We start from the raw sequence: 19468 nt of genomic DNA on the forward strand, positions 1-19468 counted from the left end.
GGTTTTTTATTTGGTGTCCGGGAATAAAAAACCCGCCTTCCACCGGAGGCAGAAGACGGGCCAGTATTACCAGGTAAGCCTTGGGAAATTACTTCACCCGCACCTTGTACTGAAAAGAATTACCTACGGATTTACCGTCGAAGTGAATGGTGACGAGGTAACCCTTCACGCCACTAATGGTATGGGAACGCGTCTCTCGCTTGTTACTTTTTTGGGAGTTGATCTCGTTGAACCAGCCCGTTTTCAACTTGGTGTACCGGCCGTTGCGGTCCACTTTGCAGATTACGTAGCTGGTCTTACCCTTGCCGTCCAGTTCGTTGATGTTGACCTGGAGGGTGTTCTTGTTGGAAGGTACACAAGACACGTACATCCGGCCGCCGGAGCTGACGATGCGACCCTGCTCCCAATTGTTGAAATTGAGTCTGCGGGGGCCAATGGTGGACCAGGCGCTGGCCCGACGATTCCAGAATTTAACCATCTGGGAGGTCAGGTGGGCGTAGGTGCCGGGGTTACTCAAACAGCTGGGGAAGTTTCCGGGGTTGCAGCCACGGGCCTGCAAAACACGCATGACTTCCTTGTTAAGGTCGGATACTACGGAGGGGGCAGACTTACAGCTCTGAGCGTTGGCGTTCAGGCACAGTCCGAAAAGGATTAATAGGGAAAATAAAACTCTCATGATAAGGGATGGATTAATACCCGTTGCGAAGTGGAATGGGAAATTGTTTGTTCGCCATTGACGTTCTCTTTTGGCCGTAAAACACGGGTTGATGCGCGACATCGTCGGGATTTCAGCTTTCGGAAAACGAGGGAGGCGGCACGGCAATTTCCTCCAGCCACCTCGTGCCAGGTATGGGTTGGTAAGTAGGGATGTTGGCCGGGCCGAAGCCCGGCAAGGGGAGTTGTTAGTAGTTACGCTTGCGCTTCTCCAGCAGGGGAGTGGCGATATCGTCCAGGAGGATATCCAGGAAACTGCGCTTTGGGGTCGGTGAGGGGCTCCCCGAATTATTCTTGGGGAGGTTGCCGGAGGCATTTTTCCGGCTTTCCTTAATGCGGGCAATTTGCTCCGGCGTCAGCAGTGCGCTTACGGCCTGGCGCAGCGCCCGGCGGCGCTGCCGCTTTTCGTCCTTCGTTGCCGGGGGTTGATCGCCGTACTTCTCGGTAAAGGTGATCAGGACCTCCCGGATGGAGGCGCGTTGGTCGGGCAGGAGTCCCAGGCGTTGGTCAATGCGGTCGAGCTTTTGCTCGATGACATCTTCCGCGATCGCCGGTGAGGGAGCTGCCGTAATCTTCAGGGAATCCTGGGCGGACAAAAAATGTACGCCACACAAGATTCCCAGGATGGTTATCACTATTCGCATCCTGAACTGGTGGTGCCCCAACCGGTAGTGGATACCGGTTGGGGCGCGTCCAATTAGCTGCGTTTTTTGATGATGATTACCTCGTCACCAAACTCCTGGATAAAGGCATCCAGCAGGTTCCGACGGGCACGTTCATCGCGCTTGTCCTTGAAGTGGGTGATGACCTTCTGCCGCTGGCGTGCGTCGAGACACTCGAGGATGGCCTTGCGGAAGGCGTTTACCCGCTTGTCCTTTTGGGCGGCGGTTTGGGGTGGGTTCTGGCGGTTTTTGTCGCAGAAGGCGGTGGCTTTGTCCTTCAGGCACTTCATCTGCTTGAAGTCGAGGTCGAGGTGCTGGTCGAGGGTCGCAAGGTGGTTCTTGACGAGGTCGGCGCAGGGGTTTCCCTGGGCCATTGCGGCGGTGGAAGTGAGTCCACCAATCAGGAGTAGTGGGATGATGATACGGAAAAACATGAGTTAGTAAGTTAAAGGTGCCGTTGCCCGGGCGAGGCGGTGATGGAATTTGCCCTAGGGACGAGCACCTCCGGAAGAATCCACAAAGGCGGCAATTTTTTTTTACATTAGGGCATTGCTTTCCGGTCGGCGGCTACTATTTCGTAGCCCCGCAACTTATCCCTTTTGTGAAGTCCCCGTACGGCAATCACCTTCCCTAGCAGAATTTCCACGCGATTACCCCAAATAATGTAGTGCAAACTATTGGTTAGTGTCGTTGCGGTGAACGTTTAACGCCACTGACCGGTGTGCTTTGACCTGGCCAATGGGGGAGTCCCGCCCCCCATATCCACGGCCGGAGACGAGCGAAATCCTCATCTGGCATCCTGGCTCAGGGGCTGTATTCATAATTTGGTCTTCCTATGAAAACACAAAAAGACTTGGACCTGGTTAGTGCCTTCTGTGAAGACGGGCAACGCCCTGCGCTGGGAGAGCTGTACAAACGGTACGCTCACCTGGTGGTTGGTCTTTGTCTGGATTACCTGAAAGATCGTGCGGCGGCTCAGGATGCCACCATGGAAATCTTTGAGAAGGTAACCCTCAAGGTGTGCAACCAACCCCTGGAAAGCTTTCGGGCCTGGCTCTTTTACACCAGCCGGAACCACTGCATCGACCGACTGCGTAAGCAAATGCGGGAAAGAGAAAAAAAAGTAGCATATAACAATAGCCAATCTGTGGAATCGGTAGCGGAGGAGCGTCCTCTCAGTGAAGAACGGCTGGAACAGCTGCCCATGGCCCTGGCCAGGTTGCCGGAGCAACAAGCAATTTGCGTGAAGCTCTTTTACTTGCAGGGTAAATCCTATCAGGAGGTCAGCGACATTACCGGCTATGATGCAAAGCAAGTAAAGAGCTACCTCCAGAATGGACGTCGTAATCTCAGAAATACGCTTAAATAATTGGCGAATGGCCCAACCGGATAATCCAAAACGAGACGAATGGCTGCGGGGGGAATTCCCCGGCGATGCTGCGCGGGATCCTTTCGGGGAAAGCGCCGCCCGCGGGCGGCGGGAACTGGACTCCCCGGAAGAGGCCGCCGACCTCCTGGCCGGGATTGAGGCCCGGCTGGAAGCCGTCTACGGCAAACCGGCCGTCCGGAAGAAAGACGCTCCCGCCCGGGTGCGCTCCCTGGGGCGCTGGTACGCCGCCGCGGCCGCCATCCTGCTCCTCGTGGTTGCGGGCATCTGGTGGATTAACCAACCCGCAACCTTCGACGCCGAAACGGTCTTTGCCGAAACCTTCACCCCCTACGCTAACGACCTCAGCGGACGGACGATGGGCGGCGACGAAGCGGATAGCCTCACCAACGAGGCCCTGCAGGCGGCCCTGCTTGCCTACGACCGCCGGGATTACCCCGCCGCGGCGGCAGCCTTCGGCGTCTATCGCACGGCCCTACCCGACAACTCGGCACCTGCGTCCGCGCCCAATCCATCCGCCATCAGCCTGTACTACGGCATCAGCCTCCTCGGAACGGACGAGGCCGAAACCGCAGCTGAAGTGCTGGAGCCTCTGACGGACGATGCGACCTACGGACTGCCCGCAAAGTGGTACCTCGCCCTGGCCTATCTGCGGGCGGAACGGACCGACGACAGCAAAAATATCCTCCAGCCGCTTTCCCGGAGGAACGACACGCCCTTTGCGCGAAAGGCGGCGGACTTACTGAAAACACTCCCCTAATTAATCCCTTTAATATCCCTCCTCTATGCGATATCTGCTCCCCTTCATCATCCTGGCCCTGGCCGCCCCCGGCCTGCTGGCCCAGGGTAGTGATGAAATTGACATCCCCACGGATTCCCGTTACCTGGAAATCTACAACAAATACGAAAGGACGCTGGAATCTTTGGGCTATCCCGTTGGCCGCGCGAGAAACGCCGCCTACGTGCCCGACCAGTACGTTTTCTTCTACGAAGGACCAACGGCCGCCCAGGACGCCGCCAATGACCGCGCCCGGCTGGAAAACCGACTGGGCGCCAACCGGGTCCACGGTGTAGCCACCTGTGGCTGCGGCGACTACCAGATTTCCGTGCTGCAACTCGATAGCCTCGGTGGCGAAGAACGGGGGAAACGCGGACGAGAATCCGTCGCCCAGGACCTGGGGAAAGAAGAAGTGGAACCCAACTACTACATCGTTCCCGAACTGAATCAGGTAGAAAAACATCCTGGCTTCAACCGACTGCCGCGCGGGTTCACCGTAAAGCCCAGCGGAAAGCGCACTACCCCCGTAGACATCGCGGTGATCGATTCGGGCATCGACGTGGCCATGCAGGACTCCCGTTATACGGCCGGCGGCCCGCCACTGTACCTGTGGGAAAACCCCTCACCCAACAGCGCCACGGACCCCTTCTGTTTTCCCAACGATTTCGTTGGCTGGGACTTCGTCAACAACGACAATAGCCCCATGGACGATCACTCCCACGGCACCCACGTGGCCAGCCGGATTGCGATGCAGCTCGATAAGTACGCACCCGACGTCAATTATCGTTTCATGCCGCTCAAAATTCTGGACCAGAATGGTGTCGGAACGAGTTTTCATGCCGCCTGTGCGGTTTTCTACGCTGCTTACCACGGCGCAGACGTCATCAACGCCAGTTGGGGCATGTACGGCGAACGGGATCGTATTCTGACGAAGGCTTTCCGCTACGCCCAGAGCCAGGGAGTCGCTACGGTTTCTTCCGCCGGAAACGAACGGGTGGACCTGGCGGAACTGGAGCACTACCCCTCCGGTTTTCCGATCATGGACCAACTCCCCATCCACAGCATGCTGTTCATCTCCGCTTCCCGGGGAGGCAGCTCCCTGTGGCCCGGCACCAACATCCGTTTGGAGCCTACCGTTCCGGGTAATTTTGGTGGCTTTGTGGCGGCTCCCGGAGACAATCAGTATGGCTACATTCCCCGCCACCTTTCCAGTTCCGTCAGTGCCCGCAAGAGCGGTACCTCGGTGGCCACGCCCTACGCTACGGCCATCGCCGCGGAGTATCGTCACCGCTATCCTACGCGTAACCCGATCTGGCTGCGCAATGACGTACTGGCGGCCATCAAGGACCAGGGCAATGAGTTTTTTATCAACCAAAACGGACAGGCGTACCCCTACTACATTTTTGACTGGGTGAACGTCCCCTAGCACCAATGAAGGAGCGGGTCATCCGGATCTGCTCCTCTACGGTCGTTAAGGATCGCTGCCTTCTTTGCGGAAGCGATCGTTCGAGATGGGCGCCGGAGCGCGGGTGCAGGGCAAAACGCAAGTAGCCATGCACCCGGGTTCCGGCGTTTTCCTTTTTCCCCTGAGGCAGAGTCACCCCAATTTGCCATTGCTCGGCAGAATACCGTTATTGAGATGCGGGCCACGGGCCCGTTTCACCCTCGGATTCAGGTTCATGCTGCGTTTATCCCTCCTCGTTTTTCTACTATCGTTTGTTTACACATCACTCCCGGCTCAGGAGCAATCGGCCCGGGCCCTGCTCGATTCCCTCCAGCAGTTGCTGGACGCCACTCCCGACAGTGACCCCATGCGCCGCGGAGACCTGCAGCACGAAATGGGTAAAATCTACGATGACCTCGAAGAGTATCCCCTGGCGGTAGCCATGACCACGCGCGCCCTGCGGGCGCGCCTTGACCACGAAGACACCGAACCGGACAAGGTGCTGGTCTCGGCCTTCAACCTCGGCCTCTACTACCGTAATATGCAGGAGTATCAGGCGGCCATTGATCACTTTGATCTGGTCGTTCGTCGGGCCCCCAACCGGAAGTTGGGGCAGGCCTACTTCCAGCTGGGCTACACCTACGACGAAATCGGGGAATTTGCCGCCGCCATCCAGGCCTTTACCTCCGCCCTGGAACACGAAAGCTTCCAGAATGACCCGACGACGATTGCGCTGATCCACCGGAACATTGCCCGGGTACACCTGAATAAGGAAACCGCAGCGGGCGCACTTCAGGCCCTGCCGCACCTTGATTCATCGTTGGCGCATTTCATTTCTTCGGGCAACGACCTCGAGGAATTGGATACCCGGAGTTTAGTGGGCCTAGCTCACACCCATGCGGGTGATTATCCCGAAGCCATTAAGTGGCTAGAAGCAACCCTGGCGGATAATGCCGCAGGCCCTCAGGACCTGGTGATTGAAACCACTGCTGCCACCAATCTTGGCATGGCCTACCGGCGGTCGGGCCAATTATCCCTGGCCGAAAAGCACTTTCGCCGGGCACTGGAAATCGATCTGGAGTTTGCTGAAGGGTATCGCCCCGACAATTACGTAGCCCTGGATTACGACAATCTATCCACCCTTTTCCTTTCCATGGGCATGCCCGACTCTGCTCTGATGGCCGCCCAATTGGCCCTTTATTGGGGTATCGAAAGTTTCAGCCCGGAAGCCCTGTCGCACAACCCGACCCTCGAAGACCTCTCCGGCACGAATCAGTTGGACATCCTCACCTACTTGCAGGATAAGGCCCGGGCCCATCGGGCCCTCGGAGACGCCACGGGTGACGCCGAACAGTATGCCGCAGCTCTGGCCACCTTCCGCCTCGCCGATGAGCTGCTGGACGAAATGCGGCGCAACCAACTCCTCGAAGACACCCGTACTTACTGGCGGGCGGATGCCCGGACCCTCTACAATGCGGCGATCAGTACCGCCAGTCGGGCGGAAGATCCCGAAGCGGCTTTCTATTTTATGGAGAAGGCCCGCGCCCGGCTGTTGCTGGAAGAGCTCAACGCCGGACGGGCCGAAGAGGCCTTGCCCGAGGCGGTGCGGGCGCGCCTCGCGGCCGTGGCCCAACGGGCGCGTCGGGCGGCCGGTGACCCTTCGGCCCTGCAGGCGTTTCGCCGCTTGCAGGATAGCGTCTTCCGCGCCTACCCCGCCTACCAGCAGGCGCAAATTGGCGCCACCCCACCACGATCATCCCGCCTGAAGGAAATCATGGGCAATACGACCATGGTGGAGTATTACGTCGGGGAAGACTTTACCCTGGCCCTGAAGTGGATTCCCTTTCAGGGACTGAGTTTGGTGGAATTGCCCGCTCCCGACGTCTGGCGCCCTCAGCTGCGGGCCTACCGGGAGGCGCTGCTTGATCCGGCAAGTTCCCTGAACCCGGAGGCGGCCACCTCCCTGTACGAACAGCTTTTTCTACCCCTGGATTTGCCGCGGGGGCAGCCGGTGTACATCATCCCGGATGCTGAGTTGTACCTACTCCCGTTTGGGGCCTTGCTGACGGCAAGGCCGGAGGATGGTCTCACTTACCAGAACTGGCCCTGGGTGGCCCGGGAGCGGCTGGTCCAGTATGCCTTTTCCGCCCAGCTTCTCGAGTTCGCCCGCCAGCGAAGGCGACGGGGTAACGGACGGGCGCTGGCGCTCGCGCCGGTTGCCCGCATCGAAAATGCGGATGAATTGCCCCAGCGGTTGGAGTTGCCCGCAACCATCCGCACGGTACGTCATCTGGCCACCCTGATGCCCACGGATACCTTGGTCAACGCGGCGGCTACCCGCGCAGCCTTCCGGGAAATGGCGGATGCCTACAGTCTGCTGCACCTCGGTACTCACGCCTATCCGCGGGAAAAGGAAACCGAGTTGTTGAGTAGGTTTTTGATCCGGGATGCGAACGACCAGTACTATTCTGCGGAGGACCTGCACGCCCACGCCCTGAAGGCGGACCTGGTGGTTATGGGAGCCTGTGAAACTGGCCTGGGGGAACAGCTTTACGGCGAGGGGGTAGCCAGCCTGGGGCGGGCCTTCGCCCGCCGGGGTGCCCCCAACCTCATCATGAGCCTCTGGAGCATTGACGATGCCACCACCGACGAGCTGCTGCGAAGCACCTACGACGGCCTGTACGTCGGTGACGCTCCGGGAGCGGCCCTCGACGGGGCCGGCCGCAGCTACCGGGAAGGGGTTACCAACCCCCGGTTTGGCCATCCGTATTACTGGGCGGGACTGGTGTACTACGGGCCCGCACTGCCGGTCCAACTCGGTACACCACCCTGGAAACGCTGGATGCTGTATGGGGGGATGGGAATGCTGGTGCTTGGTGCTTTGTTGTGGTGGGGAAGCCGGAGGAAGGAGTCGTGACGTCGAACTTTTGGGGAAGCTTAAAGGGAGTTGCTGGTGGCCAGTTACTGGTGGTGGTTACTGAATCATTGCAACCATTCCTGACGGCGCAATTCACTAAAGCTTCCGGCCCGAAATACTCCCTCTCGCGGGGGTGCCGGATTTATTATCTGGCGAAGGTTGTCGTAGATATGTAGAAGTACGACACTTTCGCTGCCCTTCCGAAAACAAAACGAGCCGGTTGATCGGGCGGCACCTGACGTAAAGACGTATCTATACGTCAGACTCTACCCCCAACTCCCCTTCCGCTATTCTGGCAATCACCCGCCAGTAATTGGCGTGCTCCAGCCGCAGCACCCGCGCGGCAATGTCTTCCGGACTGTCGTCCGGGTCCAGGCGCACGGCGGCCTGGTAGACGATGTCTCCCTCGTCATAGTGTTCGTTGACGTAGTGGATGGTCATCCCGCTTTCGGGGTCACCGGCCGCCTTGACGGCCCGGTGCACGTGGATGCCGTACATCCCCTTGCCGCCGTAGGCCGGCAGCAGAGCCGGGTGTACGTTGAGCATCCGGCGGGGGAAGGCCCGAACCAGATAGGACGGGATGAGCCAAAGGAAACCCGCCAGAACAATGAAGTTTACCCCGAAGTGCTCCAGTTGGGCCAGTAGGTCTTCCGTTTCGTAGAAGGACTTCCGCTGGAGCACCAGCGTCGGGATGCCGCGCTCGGTGGCCATCGCCAGGGCGCCGGCACCCGGCTTATTGCTCACCACCAGGGCAACTTCCACCCCGGCTTCCGGGCGTTCCCGGAAGCGATCAATGATCATCCGGGCGTTGGATCCGGTTCCGGAGACGAAGATGGCAAGTCGAAGCGGCATTAGTATCAAGCTGGGTGAAGGCGTAAGGTAGTAAGTAAGTGAATTCCCGGAAAAACGGTCGGTCCCCGGCCCTACCCACTTACCCGGCACCTGCCTGCGGCCACGAAAATCTCCGGCAACGCCCTAGAAGCGTTCGTCCAGGTAGGCGATCATGTAGTCAAGCGCGGGCACGGCATCCCGACTGAACTCAATCCCCAGAAATTCGTTGCTCCCCGAATCCAGGAAGGCGTGCGGCCGCCCCTCGTGCACCCAGTACTGCAATTCATCGTGGCCGGCTTCTCTCAACTTGGCCATGTAGGCCTCGATGGACGCCGGAGTGGTCAGGTTGTCTTCGGAGCCCACGGTGAAGAGCATCGGCGGATAATCCCGCTCCGCAGCCGGGTCGATCAGGTAGAGCGGAGAAACCATCCGGTAGCGTTCCGGGTGGTCTTCGTGGTTGTAGTCCTCCCCGAAAATGCCCCGCGGCTGTGCCTGCCCGAGCTGCCAGAAGATATTGCTCTGGGTCTCAAAACCGCCCCGGGCCGAGCCCAGGTGATCGAAGGCTCCGTAGCTGATCATGGCCCCGGCCACGCTCACGCCGCCCGCGGGAAGTCCTTCCGGAGGCAGGTAGCTGGGCCGGAAGCGATAGCCGGGGGTTCCGAAGGCTTCGGTGGCGGACAGCCGATGTCCCTGGGTAGCCACCATGGTGGCCAGGTGGCCGCCGGCACTATCGCCCGTTACGATGATTTTGTCGGGATCACCACCATATTCCCCGATGTGCTCCCGTACCCAAAGCAGGGCACCGAAGGCGTCCCCCACGATTTCGTCCATCGTCACGGTATTGCCCAGGTCACCAAGGAGGCGGTAGTTGACGTTACACACCACGTATTCTCCGTGGCTGGCCAGGTAGGCCGCCCCTTCGTCCATGATGCTTTTGTTGTTGATCAACCAACCACCCCCATGGTACATAACGATGACGGGATACTGCTTCTTCCGCGTCTGCGGGGTATAAATGTCCATCGTCAGGTCAAAGCCCCGCGGCGCGGCCCAGGTCACGTCGGAAACCTTCCGGAATTCATGGACTTCCGCCGTCGCACCGGAACCCGCCGGGGGGCGCTGGCAGGCCGGGAAAAAGGTAAGTACAAGCAGGGTCAGCAGGAGCAATCGCATGGGGTGGTTTTAAAGAATGCGGATGGTGGTAGTGGGGATTATTCGAAGCCGATGTTCTTCAGGCCGTCGTGGCTGATGGCGATGGCTTCCAGTGGCGTATGCTTAAAGCACTGGTCCTGCTCTACGAGGTAGAACTTCATACCGGACTGGTCCTTCGCGTCCAGGATGCGCTTAAAGTCGATGGTGCCTTCTCCAACGGGAGCAAAGCGGCCCTCGTCGTCCATGTCCTTGACGTGCCAGGCGATGAAGCGGCCGGGAGCCTTGGCGAAGTAGTCCAGCGGATCGGCTCCGGCTTTGGTGACCCAGTACAGGTCCATCTGGAAGTTCAGGACCTCGGGGTCGGAATTTTCGATGAAGTAGTCCATCGGCACGATGCCATCTTCGTTTTCCTTGAACTCGAAATCGTGGTTGTGGTAGAGGCACTGCAGGCCCCCGGCCTTCACCCGTTGGGCGATGGCGTTGATGTTGCCCATGACCGTTTCAATGTCCTGATTCATTACCATGGTCCGGGTTTCCCGGTTAAAGCCGAAGGCTCCCATGGGGGGTACGGGAATGACAACGTACTGGAAGCCGGCCGCCTTGGCGTCCGCAACGACCTGATCGACGTTGTCCGTCGAAATGTCTCCGTGGTGCGAGCTGATGGGGTTCAGGCCGACTTCCGCCAGGTAGGCACCAAATTCGGCGGGATCCATGCCGTAGAATTTGCCGTCGCGATACCCGGCGGCCTCAACGTTCTTGTAGCCCAGGTCCGCCACTTGCTGTAGCACCCCCTTAGGATCGCCAGCCATCGTGTCGCGCAGGGTATAGAGGGCCAGGCCACCAAAGTCGGTGGCTTCGGTCACCTCGGCCTCGGTGGTTTCTTCCGTTTCAGCTTCCGTGGCTGATTGGTCGCCACAAGCGGTGAAAAAGGTAAATAGCAGTAGGAGAAAGAAAAATGGATAAAGTTTCACGTGGGTAATTTTTGATGTGATGGTTGTTGAATGCCCTTAGCGGGCGTCAGGGGGCAGCAGAACACGTGGGCGCATAGCGCGGGTGCAATGAAATGGAACCCTCGTGCTCAGCCGGGGTGCCGGGAGCATGCGGTAGGGAGCCGTAAATTTATTACCGGGAGGCGCTTGCTTTTCCGTAGCGACCAACGCGGTCGTCACGAATGACGCCCTCCCAGTTGAGTCCGAAGGCAAAATCGTAGGCGTTGCCCTCTCCGTCGCGGTGAACTTCCATGTCGAGGGGAACATCCTCGAACTGTTGCTCGACGGTCGCCATACTGGCGGGCATCTGCAGGGGAAGCAGTCCGGAGGGAGTGGTTTTTCCCGTTAGGATATCCAGCACCGCCTGCCGCTGCACGCCGAAATCGATCAGGAGTCCCTCGATTTCGCCTTCGAATTCCGCCACGACGGTCGGGTTGCTGATTTGTAGCACCACGACCACGGGTTTATCCCCCATTTCGCGAACGGTTTTGAGCACCAGTTCCAGGTCGCTGCGGTTGCTGACGGACGCCAGTTTGTTGCGGTAAGTACGGTTCAGCACGTCACCTTCGCGGGCATCGCCCGCCAGGGAAGGGTCGCGGGCTTCGGTGGCCCGATAGTCATCGTATTGCAGGCTGATGGGCAGAAAACCGTTGTCTCCGCTTTCGGCCAGCTCGGCGTTGTAACCGGCCGTCCGGCCATTCTGGGGGTCGGTGATGAACACCAGGGCTACGTCTGCTTCCGCAGCATTACCGACGGGTTCGAAATACCGTGCGGCCAGCTCGTTGGCCACGGGAGCCTGCCAGCTGCCGGGGGTTACCGCCCCGAAGAAGTTTTCTGAAGGAGGATTGAACCGCTCCGGGATGTACACCTTGGTGCTCTTGGCCAGCGGCAATACTCCGCCACTGTTTTTCAGGAGGACGAGCGATTTTAGCTGGGCCTCATACCCTTCGGCCATGTAATCGGGGTTACCCACGGTGGCCGTGGTTTCCGCCACGTCCAGGTACGGGTTTTCAAAAAGCCCGACGCGGAAGATGTTTTTCAGGAGCCGTACGGCAGACTGCTCCATCCGCGCCCGCATCTGCTCTTCTCCGAATTCCGCAACGCCCATTTCGTAGGCTTCCAGTACGGGGCCCGCATCGTTGTTTCCGCCAAACTGATCACAGCCGGCCATGATGATGCGGTAGTGGCGTTCGGCTTCCGTCAGACTTTCCACGCCCCAAGGGGTGGCCCCAAAGACGGCCATGCCTTCGTCCTGGCGGGTTACGCCCCAGTCCGTACACACCACGCCGTCGTAACCGTACTCTCCACGCAGCATGTCCTTGATGAAATATTTGCTGAAGGCATTACCGACGTTGTCGCCACTCGGGTCCAGGTCGGTGGAGATGGTGTAGTAGGGCATCACGGCCGAAGCGGATCCCGTGCCGCCCTCCAGCTTGAAGGCACCTTCCACGAAGGGCTTCAGGTGGTCGTCAAGGTTGTTGCCGGGGAAGACCGCAAACTTGCCGAAGCCATAGTGCGCGTCGCGGCCAGCCTCCCCGGTACCTCCACCGGGCCAGTGCTTCACCATGGCGTTCACGCTTTCCTTGCCCCAGCCGCCGTCTCCGCTCGACTGAAACCCATCGACGTAGGCGCGGGCCATATCGGTCGTCAGGGAAGGGTCCGGACCAAAGGTCCCGCTGAAGCGATACCAGCGGGGGTCGGTAGCCAGGTCCACTTGGGGGGACAGGGCCGTAGCGATACCGAGCGCCCGGTATTCCCGGGAGGCAATGGTGCCGAATTTGCGCACCAGTTCGGGGTCAAAGGAGGCCGCCATCCCGATGGAGTTTGGCCAGCGGCTGATTTCACCACCGGCACCAATGTTGAATTCATCGTCGTTTTCCGCCTGGTGGCGGGGGTCCGAGCTGTTGTTGGCCGGGATGCCCAGTCCGATGCCCTCCACCAGTGCCTGCGCATTGTTGTTCCACCGGGCCGCTACCTCGGGGCTCTCCACGGAGGTAAATAAAACGTGGCGGAGGTTGTCTTCGGTCAGAAACGTTTCCTGTTGATCGGAGAGGTCCCAGGGAGAACTCCCACTTTCGGCGTAGGGTTTGCCGTCGTAGGTGGAGCCGCGGAATCCGCCGCCGGGAATCCGTTGGTGGCCGCTGTACAACATCAGGCCGGCAATCTGCTCCACGGACATTCGTGCCGCCAGGTCAGCGGCGCGCTCCTCGGTGCTCAGTCGCCAATCTTCGTAGGGGTCCAATTCGCCGTTCTGATTGAGGTCCTTGAAGGCCTTCCGGTCTACGGTAAGAATGGCCACCCCGGAATTCGGGGAATACCCCAGTTCCGGCCCGTCGGTGTGGGTGATTAGGTTGAAGTCTTCCCCTTTTGTTTCGGTCCATTCCGGCCCGCAGGAAGACAGTAGTATGGTTAGCAGCCCCAGCAAAGTGAAGTGGGGTAGGTTGCGAAAATGCATTAGATTCTTCATCCTTTAAGACTAGTTACCAGCGTTGAATTCGAGTAGTTTTTGATCGGGGTGGTGACGGACTTCCCATTTATGGTCCATCATCATCGTGGCGCCGTCCTTAGCTTGGTAGGCCGGCCAGTTCGGAATACCATCATGATTCGGGTTGCCGGAACGGGCAAAATTTATCCAGGCACGACTCATTTTTTTGGCGAGGGCCTCCGCTTTATCTCCCCCTCCGGTCATGTTCAGGCAACGCTGGATGTTGTCAAAGACGAAGGGCAATTCCATGCAGTGCAGGGACTTGTATTTACCGTCCATCACGGGAGATTGCCAGGTGAAAAGGTACATGTACACGGGGGCGCCATCCGTTACCGATGAAACGATGTTGGCCTGGTTGACGGCACCGGTGCGGAACATCATATCCACGTTGACGAGGTCCACCGCTTTGGTCGTTTCGGGGTAAGCTTCCTTAACCGCCGCGATGAATTCTTCGGCCCGATCTCCGTGCTGTTGTTTGATGAAGCCCATAATCTGTTCTTCGGGGGCCTCGGCGAGGGGGCCGAGGAAGAAGGGGGCAAATTCGTTTTTCACCGTACCGATCATCAGCGGGACTTCTTTGGAAAGGGCCAGGGCTTCGGGGGTCATGGGCTGGTAGGGTAAGACGTTACCATCCATGCTGGGCCCCCAACTCAGGCCGAAGGGGCCCGTGCTTTCGCCGGATTCCTGTAGTTCTTTATTGAGGGTGGCGAGGGCCCGGCTGCTGGCGGCGGACAACTCCGCAAAGGGGATTTCCTGCAGCTTATCGACCTCCTCCGCGGTCACCTTTAACTCTTTGAGCGTTTCCGTCGCGATCCGTCGGGTGAGCGTCTGGTCGGGCATGTCGCCCCGAAAGGCACCACTTTGATTGATGGCCTTGTGGAAGAGCCCCCGGGCGGAAGGCATGGCCATCAGGGTGTTAACCTTAGCGCCGCCACCGGACTGCCCGAAAATGGTCACGTTGCCGGGGTCACCCCCGAAGTTTTCGATGTTGTCCCGCACCCATTCCAACGCTAGTTGGATGTCGAGGATGGAGTTGTTGGCCGAGGTGGCATACTGCTCCCCGTATTCCGAAAGGTCGAGGAAACCGAGAACGTTCAGCCGGTGATTGATGGATACCACGACGACGTCGCCGGAGCGCGCCAGGTTCTCGCCGTCGTAGGACGGCAATTCCTGGGAGGACCCGGAGGTGAACCCTCCGCCATGAATCCAGAACATTACGGGTCGCTTACGGTCGTCTTCGATGGAGGGCGTCCATACGTTCAGCACCAGGCAGTCTTCACTGGTGTACCCCCAGTCATGATCAAAAACGAATTCACTTTCGTCCTGCACGGAAGTAGTTGGGGTCGGCAGGGGAGCTACCGGCCCGTAGGTCATGGAACTTCTTATTCCTTCCCAGGGTTCGGGCTTTACCGCCCGTTCAAAGCGTTCGGCCTGGCCGTAGGGAATACCCTTGTAGGTAAAAATACCGTCGAGGATAAAGCCCCGGACTTTTCCCCGGTCCGTATCCGTCACGGCTACGTCTTTGCCGGTAACCAGTTGGGCCTGCACCTGCGTACACGCCATGAAAAGAAGAATGAGCAAAAGAAGTCGGTTCATGCGTATTGAATTGATCCTGATGGCAACTTCACGACACTATTGTTGCGAAGTGCAACAATAGTAGTCCTATTTGCCCTTACTTCCAAATACTTTGCTTAAAATCGCGGACCCAAACGTTTCCGTTTTCCATGCCCCAATCCGGCCCTCCTACCTTCGTGGACGACTATTTGCCCCACCTGGCCTACGACTGTGTGGTCTTTGGCTTCTCGGGCGAGCGACTGAAAATACTGATTCTGGAGTACCACAATACGGGGTGGTTCGCTCTGCCGGGGGGCTTCATCGGCCGTAACGAGGACCTCAACGAAGCCGTCAAGAAGGGACTCGAGAAACGCACGGGGCTCACGGATATCCACCTGGAGCAATTCCATACTTTCGGCAGCCTGGCGCGTTACCGGCCGGATACGATGCGGGAAATTTTGCGGGCCAGCGGACACAATCCGCAGCATTTCCCCGGCCTGCAGGACCGCTTTATTTCCGTGGGCCATTACGCCCTGATCAACTACCACCACGTCACCCCCAAGCCGGACAAACTTTCCGATTCTCTGGAGTGGTATCCGGTGGATGAATTACCCCCCTTGCTGTTTGACCACGAGGAGATGGTGCAACGCGCCCTGGTGGCGTTGCGGAAAAACGTAGACGCTATGCTGGTGGGGGTCAATATGCTTCCGGAGCGGTTCACGATCAAGGAGCTACAGCGAGTGCACGAAGCCATCTTGGGGGAAAAGCTGAACCGCGCCAGCTTCCAGCGGAGGATGCTCAGTTCCGGAATTCTGGTGCGGCACGAGAAGCGCTACTCCGGGGGGGCGCACAAGGCGCCGTACGTGTATAGTTTTGTGGAACGGGGGGATGCCGATTAAATGGACGACTAACTCACCGCCCGCAATCTACTGGCCGTAAAGATGGCCACGACACTCATCACGATGGCGAAGTAGCCGACGAGTTCGTAGTGTTCCAGACTGCCGTCGGGGGCTTCGGTCACGATGAGGCCGGCCACGAAGCTGGAGGCGGCCAGCGCCGCCTCGTTGACGCTCTGCCGCAGCGACATGAAGGAGCCCCGATTTTCGGGCCGCACGACGGAGGTGATCATGGTGGTTGCCGGCACGTTACGGCCGCTGGCCACGACGAAGAACGAGGAGGTCACGACGAGGGCCAGGGTGATGGAGTCCGTTTGCAGATTCGTGAGGGCGTAGATACTGGCCAGGGCGAAGACGGAGGCGATGGTGAAGACCTGCATGCGCCCGAAGCGGTCTGCCAACTTGCCAAAACCGGGCAGGAGGACGACGGTGAGCAGTCCCCCGATCAGGTAAATGAGGCTGACCTGCTTGTCGGCAAAACCGATGTTGAGCTGCATGTAGGGGGCGATGAAGGGAATGATGGTGAAGTGCCCCAACATGAGGGTGAGGGTGAAGAGCAGGGCGGCCCGCTGGTTACCGTCAGAGAGGATGTTCACGAAGGGCGTAAAAACGGAAGCGCGTGGCTTTTTGGGTTTTACCCCGGCATCCTGCGCCTTGGCGCCCATACTTCCGTCTTCAGCCGGCAGCAAGTGCCCCCGCAGGTTGGGGACGAGGTACCAGGCCGCCGCCACAAAAATTGCCGAGAGGGCCGCCGTGACGATGAAGGGCGCCTGCCAGCCCAGTTCGGCGGCGATGTAGATGCCGGAGGGGACCCCCACGACGGAGGCCGCGCTGAAGGCGGTCATGACCCAGCCCATGGCCGAAGCCCTGCGGGCGAGGGGAATCACGTCGCCAATGATGGCCAGCACGAGTGCCCCCAGGGTGCCGCCAAAGAGGCCCGTGAAGAAACGGGTGCCGAGCAGGGCGGCGTAGGTGGGGGCGAAAGCACAGGCCAAGGTGCCGATGGTGAAGCAGGAGAAGAGAAACAGCAGCGCCGAGCGCCGATCGAAACGATCGATGACGAACACGCTGGCGATGTTGCCGATGGTGGCGGCCAGCGCATAGGAGGTGACCACCCAGGCGAACTGTCCGGGCTCGATGCTGAATTCCGCCATGATCTTTTTGCCGAGGGGCATGATGATCATGAAATCAATGATGTGGCAAAACTGGACGGCGGCCAGGATGAGCAGTAAGCGCTGTTCTTTATTCATCGGGGGCGGGGGCTACTTCCTCCCGCTTCTCAAAAATGCCAAAGAGCTCGTTGCCGGCGCGCGGCGGGATGGAATTGTATGCCTCTTCGAACACCCTTACCCGAAAGAAAGATGCCAGATAGCCGAGGTATTCTTTCCGATCGCCGCCGTAGGGCGGCGCGTCCTGCCCCGGCCGCAGGGGAAAGGTAAACCACAAGCCCACCAGCTTGCCGTTGGGCGCCAGGAGGTCGTAGGTGGCCGCGGCGTAGTCGGGCCGCTGGGATGGAGGCAGGGCGCAGAAGAAAGTTTGCTCCAGGATCAGGTCATAGCTGCCGCGGTGGGCGAAGAAGTCTCCCTGGTGGAGCTGGGCGGCCGGGAAGTCCGGTACCCGTCGCTGAATGTCCTCCAGAGGTTCCTTCGCCAGGTCCAGCACGTGGACGTTCGTAAATCCCTGCCGCCAGGCGTATTCCGCTTCGTAGCCCCGGCCCGCTCCGGGAATCAGTATCTTCAGGGACTTATCCTCGAGCTGATCCAGGTATTCCTTGATGGGGGTGGAAACGTAGCCAATGTCCCAGCCGGTTTCGGCGGCACGGTAGCGGGAAGACCAGTAGGCGGCCGTGTGTTTTTCCATGGCGTTATGATTTACGCGTCTGACAGATTTCCACCAGTACCCCGCCGGTACTCTTCGGGTGGAGGAAGCAGACGAGTTTGTTGTCGGCCCCCAGGCTGGGCTCTTCCTGGAGGAGCTGGAAGCCATCGGCGGCAAGGCGGGCCATTTCGGCGCGGATGTCGTCCACCTCGAAGGCAAGGTGGTGGATGCCCGGACCGCGTTTGTCGAGGTATTTCTGGATGGGGCCCCGGGCACCTTCCGGCGCGACGAGTTCGAGCTTGGCGTCCTGGGCGCCGGCATCAAAGAAGCTGGTGATGACGGATTGTTCCGCAACGACTTCTTGTTTGTAGGGGGCACGCCCCAGCAGGCGGGCGATGAGTTCATCGGCGGCCTTAAGGTCGGCAACGGCGATGCCAATGTGATCGAGGCGCATGATTTAAATGGTTTTGCGTGAGGGTCAAATATCGCCTTTCGGCGAATGGGCTAGATTGATTTTGCGTAATGCCGGCGGGGACATTGATCAGTGCCGGTGGGTGGGCGGTTGGTCGCGAGGCCCTAGCCGGGCTGACGCCCCGGCTGTAGACCTCGCTCATGGAGGAGGACCCTTCCAGGGCCCTTACCCCAGGAAGGTGGTCACCAGTTCCCGCAGGGCATCGGGTTGTTCGGCGTGGACCCAGTGGCCGGCATCCGCCACGGTAATGAGTTTCGCTTTGGGGAAATTGGCTTCGATGGCCGGGAGGTCGTCGTCCTGCACGTAGCCACTTTTTGCACCCCGGATGAAAAGGCTGGGGCCCTCGTAGGGAGCAGCGCTCAGGTCGAGGGGGCCGATGATTTTTTCGTAGTCCTGGTGGATGACCGGCAGGTTCATTCTCCAGCGGAACCCACCCTCCTTGGCCCGGGCCAGGTTCTTGAGCAGGAACTGTCGTACGCCCGGGTCGGAGAGGTACTGGGCCATGGTGGTGTCGGCCGTTTGCCGGTCGCCGACCGTGGCGGGATTGAGGGAGCGCAGGGCGGCGAAAACATCGTCGTGGCCGCGCCGGTAGGCGCGGGGGGCAATGTCTACCACCACCAGCTTTTCCACCAGGTCCGGATAGTTCAGGGCCGTCTGCATGGCCACCTTACCGCCCATGCTGTGTCCGAGGAGGAAGCATTCGTGAATCCACTGAGCTTCGAGAAATTCGGCGAGGTCTTCGGCCATCAGGTTGTAATCCATCCGGTCGAAATGGGGACTCCGGCCGTGGTTGCGCTGGTCCACCAGAATGACGGTGTACAGCTCGGCCCACTTGCGGGCCAAGGTCTGCCAGTTGTCCAGGGTGCCAAAAAGGCCGTGCAAGACCACTAAGGGCGGGCCCGAACCGAATGATTTGTGATTGAGCATGGGAGGGTAGGATTCAACAGGGAGGGAACGACTGGAAGGCGGGGGAAGTTTTAGGGTGGAGGAATGAGGACTTGGGAAAAGGAAGGGAGAAGAGGGAAGAAGGCAGAAGGAAGAAGGAAGAAGGAAGGGAGAAGAAGGAAGAGGGTCCATGGAATGTCTCCCGAGCGCAACGAGGGGCTCTTCCGACGTAGGGGGATAAAATCCGCAGTTCTTACCAGAGATTCCTTGCCGATCCCGATAGCTGTGGGGGGAGTCGTGTACCGTTAAGACCAGGGATGTACGGTGATCGAAAGCCTGTTTCGCGAAGGCGTAGCCTGGGAGACTGTTCAAGTAAGTGTGTCTACTATCTTTAAGAATGAAAAGCGCAAAAGACAAATTACCAGCGGATCTCCAAAAGCTGTTAGCAGACCATCTTAAAAGTGGTAAGCCCCTACTTGGTCAAGAT

Annotated in this window: 18 protein-coding genes; 5 read left to right on the forward strand and 13 right to left on the reverse strand. The window is 59.2% G+C overall.

The features are described 5' to 3' along the window. Positions 1-88: 88 nt before the first annotated feature. The 4 genes from E1J53_RS22405 to E1J53_RS24490 form a co-directional block, all read right to left on the reverse strand. The gene (locus E1J53_RS22405; RefSeq protein WP_134274663.1) at positions 89-676 is read right to left on the reverse strand and encodes a hypothetical protein; all 588 of its coding nucleotides are present in this window, start codon (positions 674-676) and stop codon (positions 89-91) included. A 226-nt stretch (positions 677-902) separates the two neighbouring features. Continuing rightward, the gene (locus E1J53_RS22410) at positions 903-1358 is read right to left on the reverse strand and encodes a hypothetical protein (RefSeq protein ID WP_134274664.1); all 456 of its coding nucleotides are present in this window, start codon (positions 1356-1358) and stop codon (positions 903-905) included. 53 nt (positions 1359-1411) lie between these two features. Continuing rightward, positions 1412-1810: a hypothetical protein gene (locus E1J53_RS22415; RefSeq protein ID WP_134274665.1), complete on the reverse strand. Its 399-nt coding sequence runs from the start codon at positions 1808-1810 to the stop codon at positions 1412-1414. Between the two features lie 107 nt (positions 1811-1917). Next, the gene (locus E1J53_RS24490; RefSeq protein ID WP_256366228.1) at positions 1918-2049 is read right to left on the reverse strand and encodes a hypothetical protein; all 132 of its coding nucleotides are present in this window, start codon (positions 2047-2049) and stop codon (positions 1918-1920) included. A gap of 162 nt (positions 2050-2211) precedes the next feature. Here E1J53_RS24490 and E1J53_RS22420 point away from each other — a divergent pair, with 162 nt between their 5' ends. From E1J53_RS22420 to E1J53_RS22435, 4 genes are all read left to right on the forward strand, one after another. Beyond that, a complete protein-coding gene (locus E1J53_RS22420) occupies positions 2212-2745 on the forward strand; it encodes an RNA polymerase sigma factor (protein WP_134274666.1) in 534 nt (177 codons plus the stop codon). A 7-nt stretch (positions 2746-2752) separates the two neighbouring features. Beyond that, positions 2753-3523, forward strand: a complete 771-nt coding sequence (locus E1J53_RS22425) for a hypothetical protein (RefSeq protein WP_134274667.1) — start codon at positions 2753-2755, stop codon at positions 3521-3523. A 25-nt stretch (positions 3524-3548) separates the two neighbouring features. Next, a complete protein-coding gene (locus E1J53_RS22430; protein ID WP_134274668.1) occupies positions 3549-4967 on the forward strand; it encodes a S8 family serine peptidase in 1419 nt (472 codons plus the stop codon). Between the two features lie 253 nt (positions 4968-5220). Then, positions 5221-7902: a CHAT domain-containing tetratricopeptide repeat protein gene (locus tag E1J53_RS22435; protein WP_173021602.1), complete on the forward strand. Its 2682-nt coding sequence runs from the start codon at positions 5221-5223 to the stop codon at positions 7900-7902. 252 nt (positions 7903-8154) lie between these two features. Here E1J53_RS22435 and purN read toward each other — a convergent pair whose 3' ends face one another. From purN to E1J53_RS22460, 5 genes are all read right to left on the reverse strand, one after another. After that, the gene (gene purN, locus E1J53_RS22440) at positions 8155-8754 is read right to left on the reverse strand and encodes a phosphoribosylglycinamide formyltransferase (RefSeq protein WP_134274670.1); all 600 of its coding nucleotides are present in this window, start codon (positions 8752-8754) and stop codon (positions 8155-8157) included. Between the two features lie 123 nt (positions 8755-8877). Continuing rightward, the gene (locus tag E1J53_RS22445; RefSeq protein WP_134274671.1) at positions 8878-9903 is read right to left on the reverse strand and encodes an alpha/beta hydrolase; all 1026 of its coding nucleotides are present in this window, start codon (positions 9901-9903) and stop codon (positions 8878-8880) included. Positions 9904-9941: 38 nt separating this feature from the next. Beyond that, complete coding sequence (locus E1J53_RS22450) at positions 9942-10853, reverse strand: sugar phosphate isomerase/epimerase family protein (protein ID WP_368671769.1); 912 nt, start codon at positions 10851-10853, stop codon at positions 9942-9944. Between the two features lie 151 nt (positions 10854-11004). Further along, positions 11005-13338, reverse strand: a complete 2334-nt coding sequence (locus tag E1J53_RS22455) for a glycoside hydrolase family 3 N-terminal domain-containing protein (protein ID WP_253932282.1) — start codon at positions 13336-13338, stop codon at positions 11005-11007. A 9-nt stretch (positions 13339-13347) separates the two neighbouring features. Then, positions 13348-14952 carry a carboxylesterase/lipase family protein gene (locus E1J53_RS22460; protein ID WP_134274673.1) on the reverse strand — a complete coding sequence of 535 codons (1605 nt, stop codon included), beginning with the start codon at positions 14950-14952 and terminating at the stop codon, positions 13348-13350. Between the two features lie 128 nt (positions 14953-15080). Here E1J53_RS22460 and E1J53_RS22465 point away from each other — a divergent pair, with 128 nt between their 5' ends. After that, positions 15081-15809: an NUDIX domain-containing protein gene (locus E1J53_RS22465; protein ID WP_134274674.1), complete on the forward strand. Its 729-nt coding sequence runs from the start codon at positions 15081-15083 to the stop codon at positions 15807-15809. An 8-nt stretch (positions 15810-15817) separates the two neighbouring features. Here the strand turns inward: E1J53_RS22465 and E1J53_RS22470 are convergent, their stop codons facing one another. The 4 genes from E1J53_RS22470 to E1J53_RS22485 all read right to left on the reverse strand — a co-directional run bounded on the left by E1J53_RS22470 (position 15818) and on the right by E1J53_RS22485 (position 19023). Next, on the reverse strand, positions 15818-17056 hold the full coding sequence (locus E1J53_RS22470; protein WP_134274675.1) for an MFS transporter: 1239 nt from the start codon (positions 17054-17056) through the stop codon (positions 15818-15820). Further along, a complete protein-coding gene (locus E1J53_RS22475) occupies positions 17049-17666 on the reverse strand; it encodes a methyltransferase domain-containing protein (RefSeq protein ID WP_134274676.1) in 618 nt (205 codons plus the stop codon). Before E1J53_RS22475 ends, E1J53_RS22470 begins: the two co-directional genes overlap by 8 nt. A 4-nt stretch (positions 17667-17670) precedes the next feature. Next, positions 17671-18078 carry a methylmalonyl-CoA epimerase gene (gene mce / locus E1J53_RS22480; RefSeq protein ID WP_134274677.1) on the reverse strand — a complete coding sequence of 136 codons (408 nt, stop codon included), beginning with the start codon at positions 18076-18078 and terminating at the stop codon, positions 17671-17673. A gap of 183 nt (positions 18079-18261) precedes the next feature. Beyond that, the gene (locus E1J53_RS22485) at positions 18262-19023 is read right to left on the reverse strand and encodes an alpha/beta fold hydrolase (protein WP_134274678.1); all 762 of its coding nucleotides are present in this window, start codon (positions 19021-19023) and stop codon (positions 18262-18264) included. Between the last annotated feature and the right edge of the window lie 445 nt (positions 19024-19468).

The sequence above is a fragment of the Lewinella sp. W8 genome, assembly GCF_004375085.3.
Taxonomy (GTDB): Bacteria; Bacteroidota; Bacteroidia; order Chitinophagales; family Saprospiraceae; genus Neolewinella.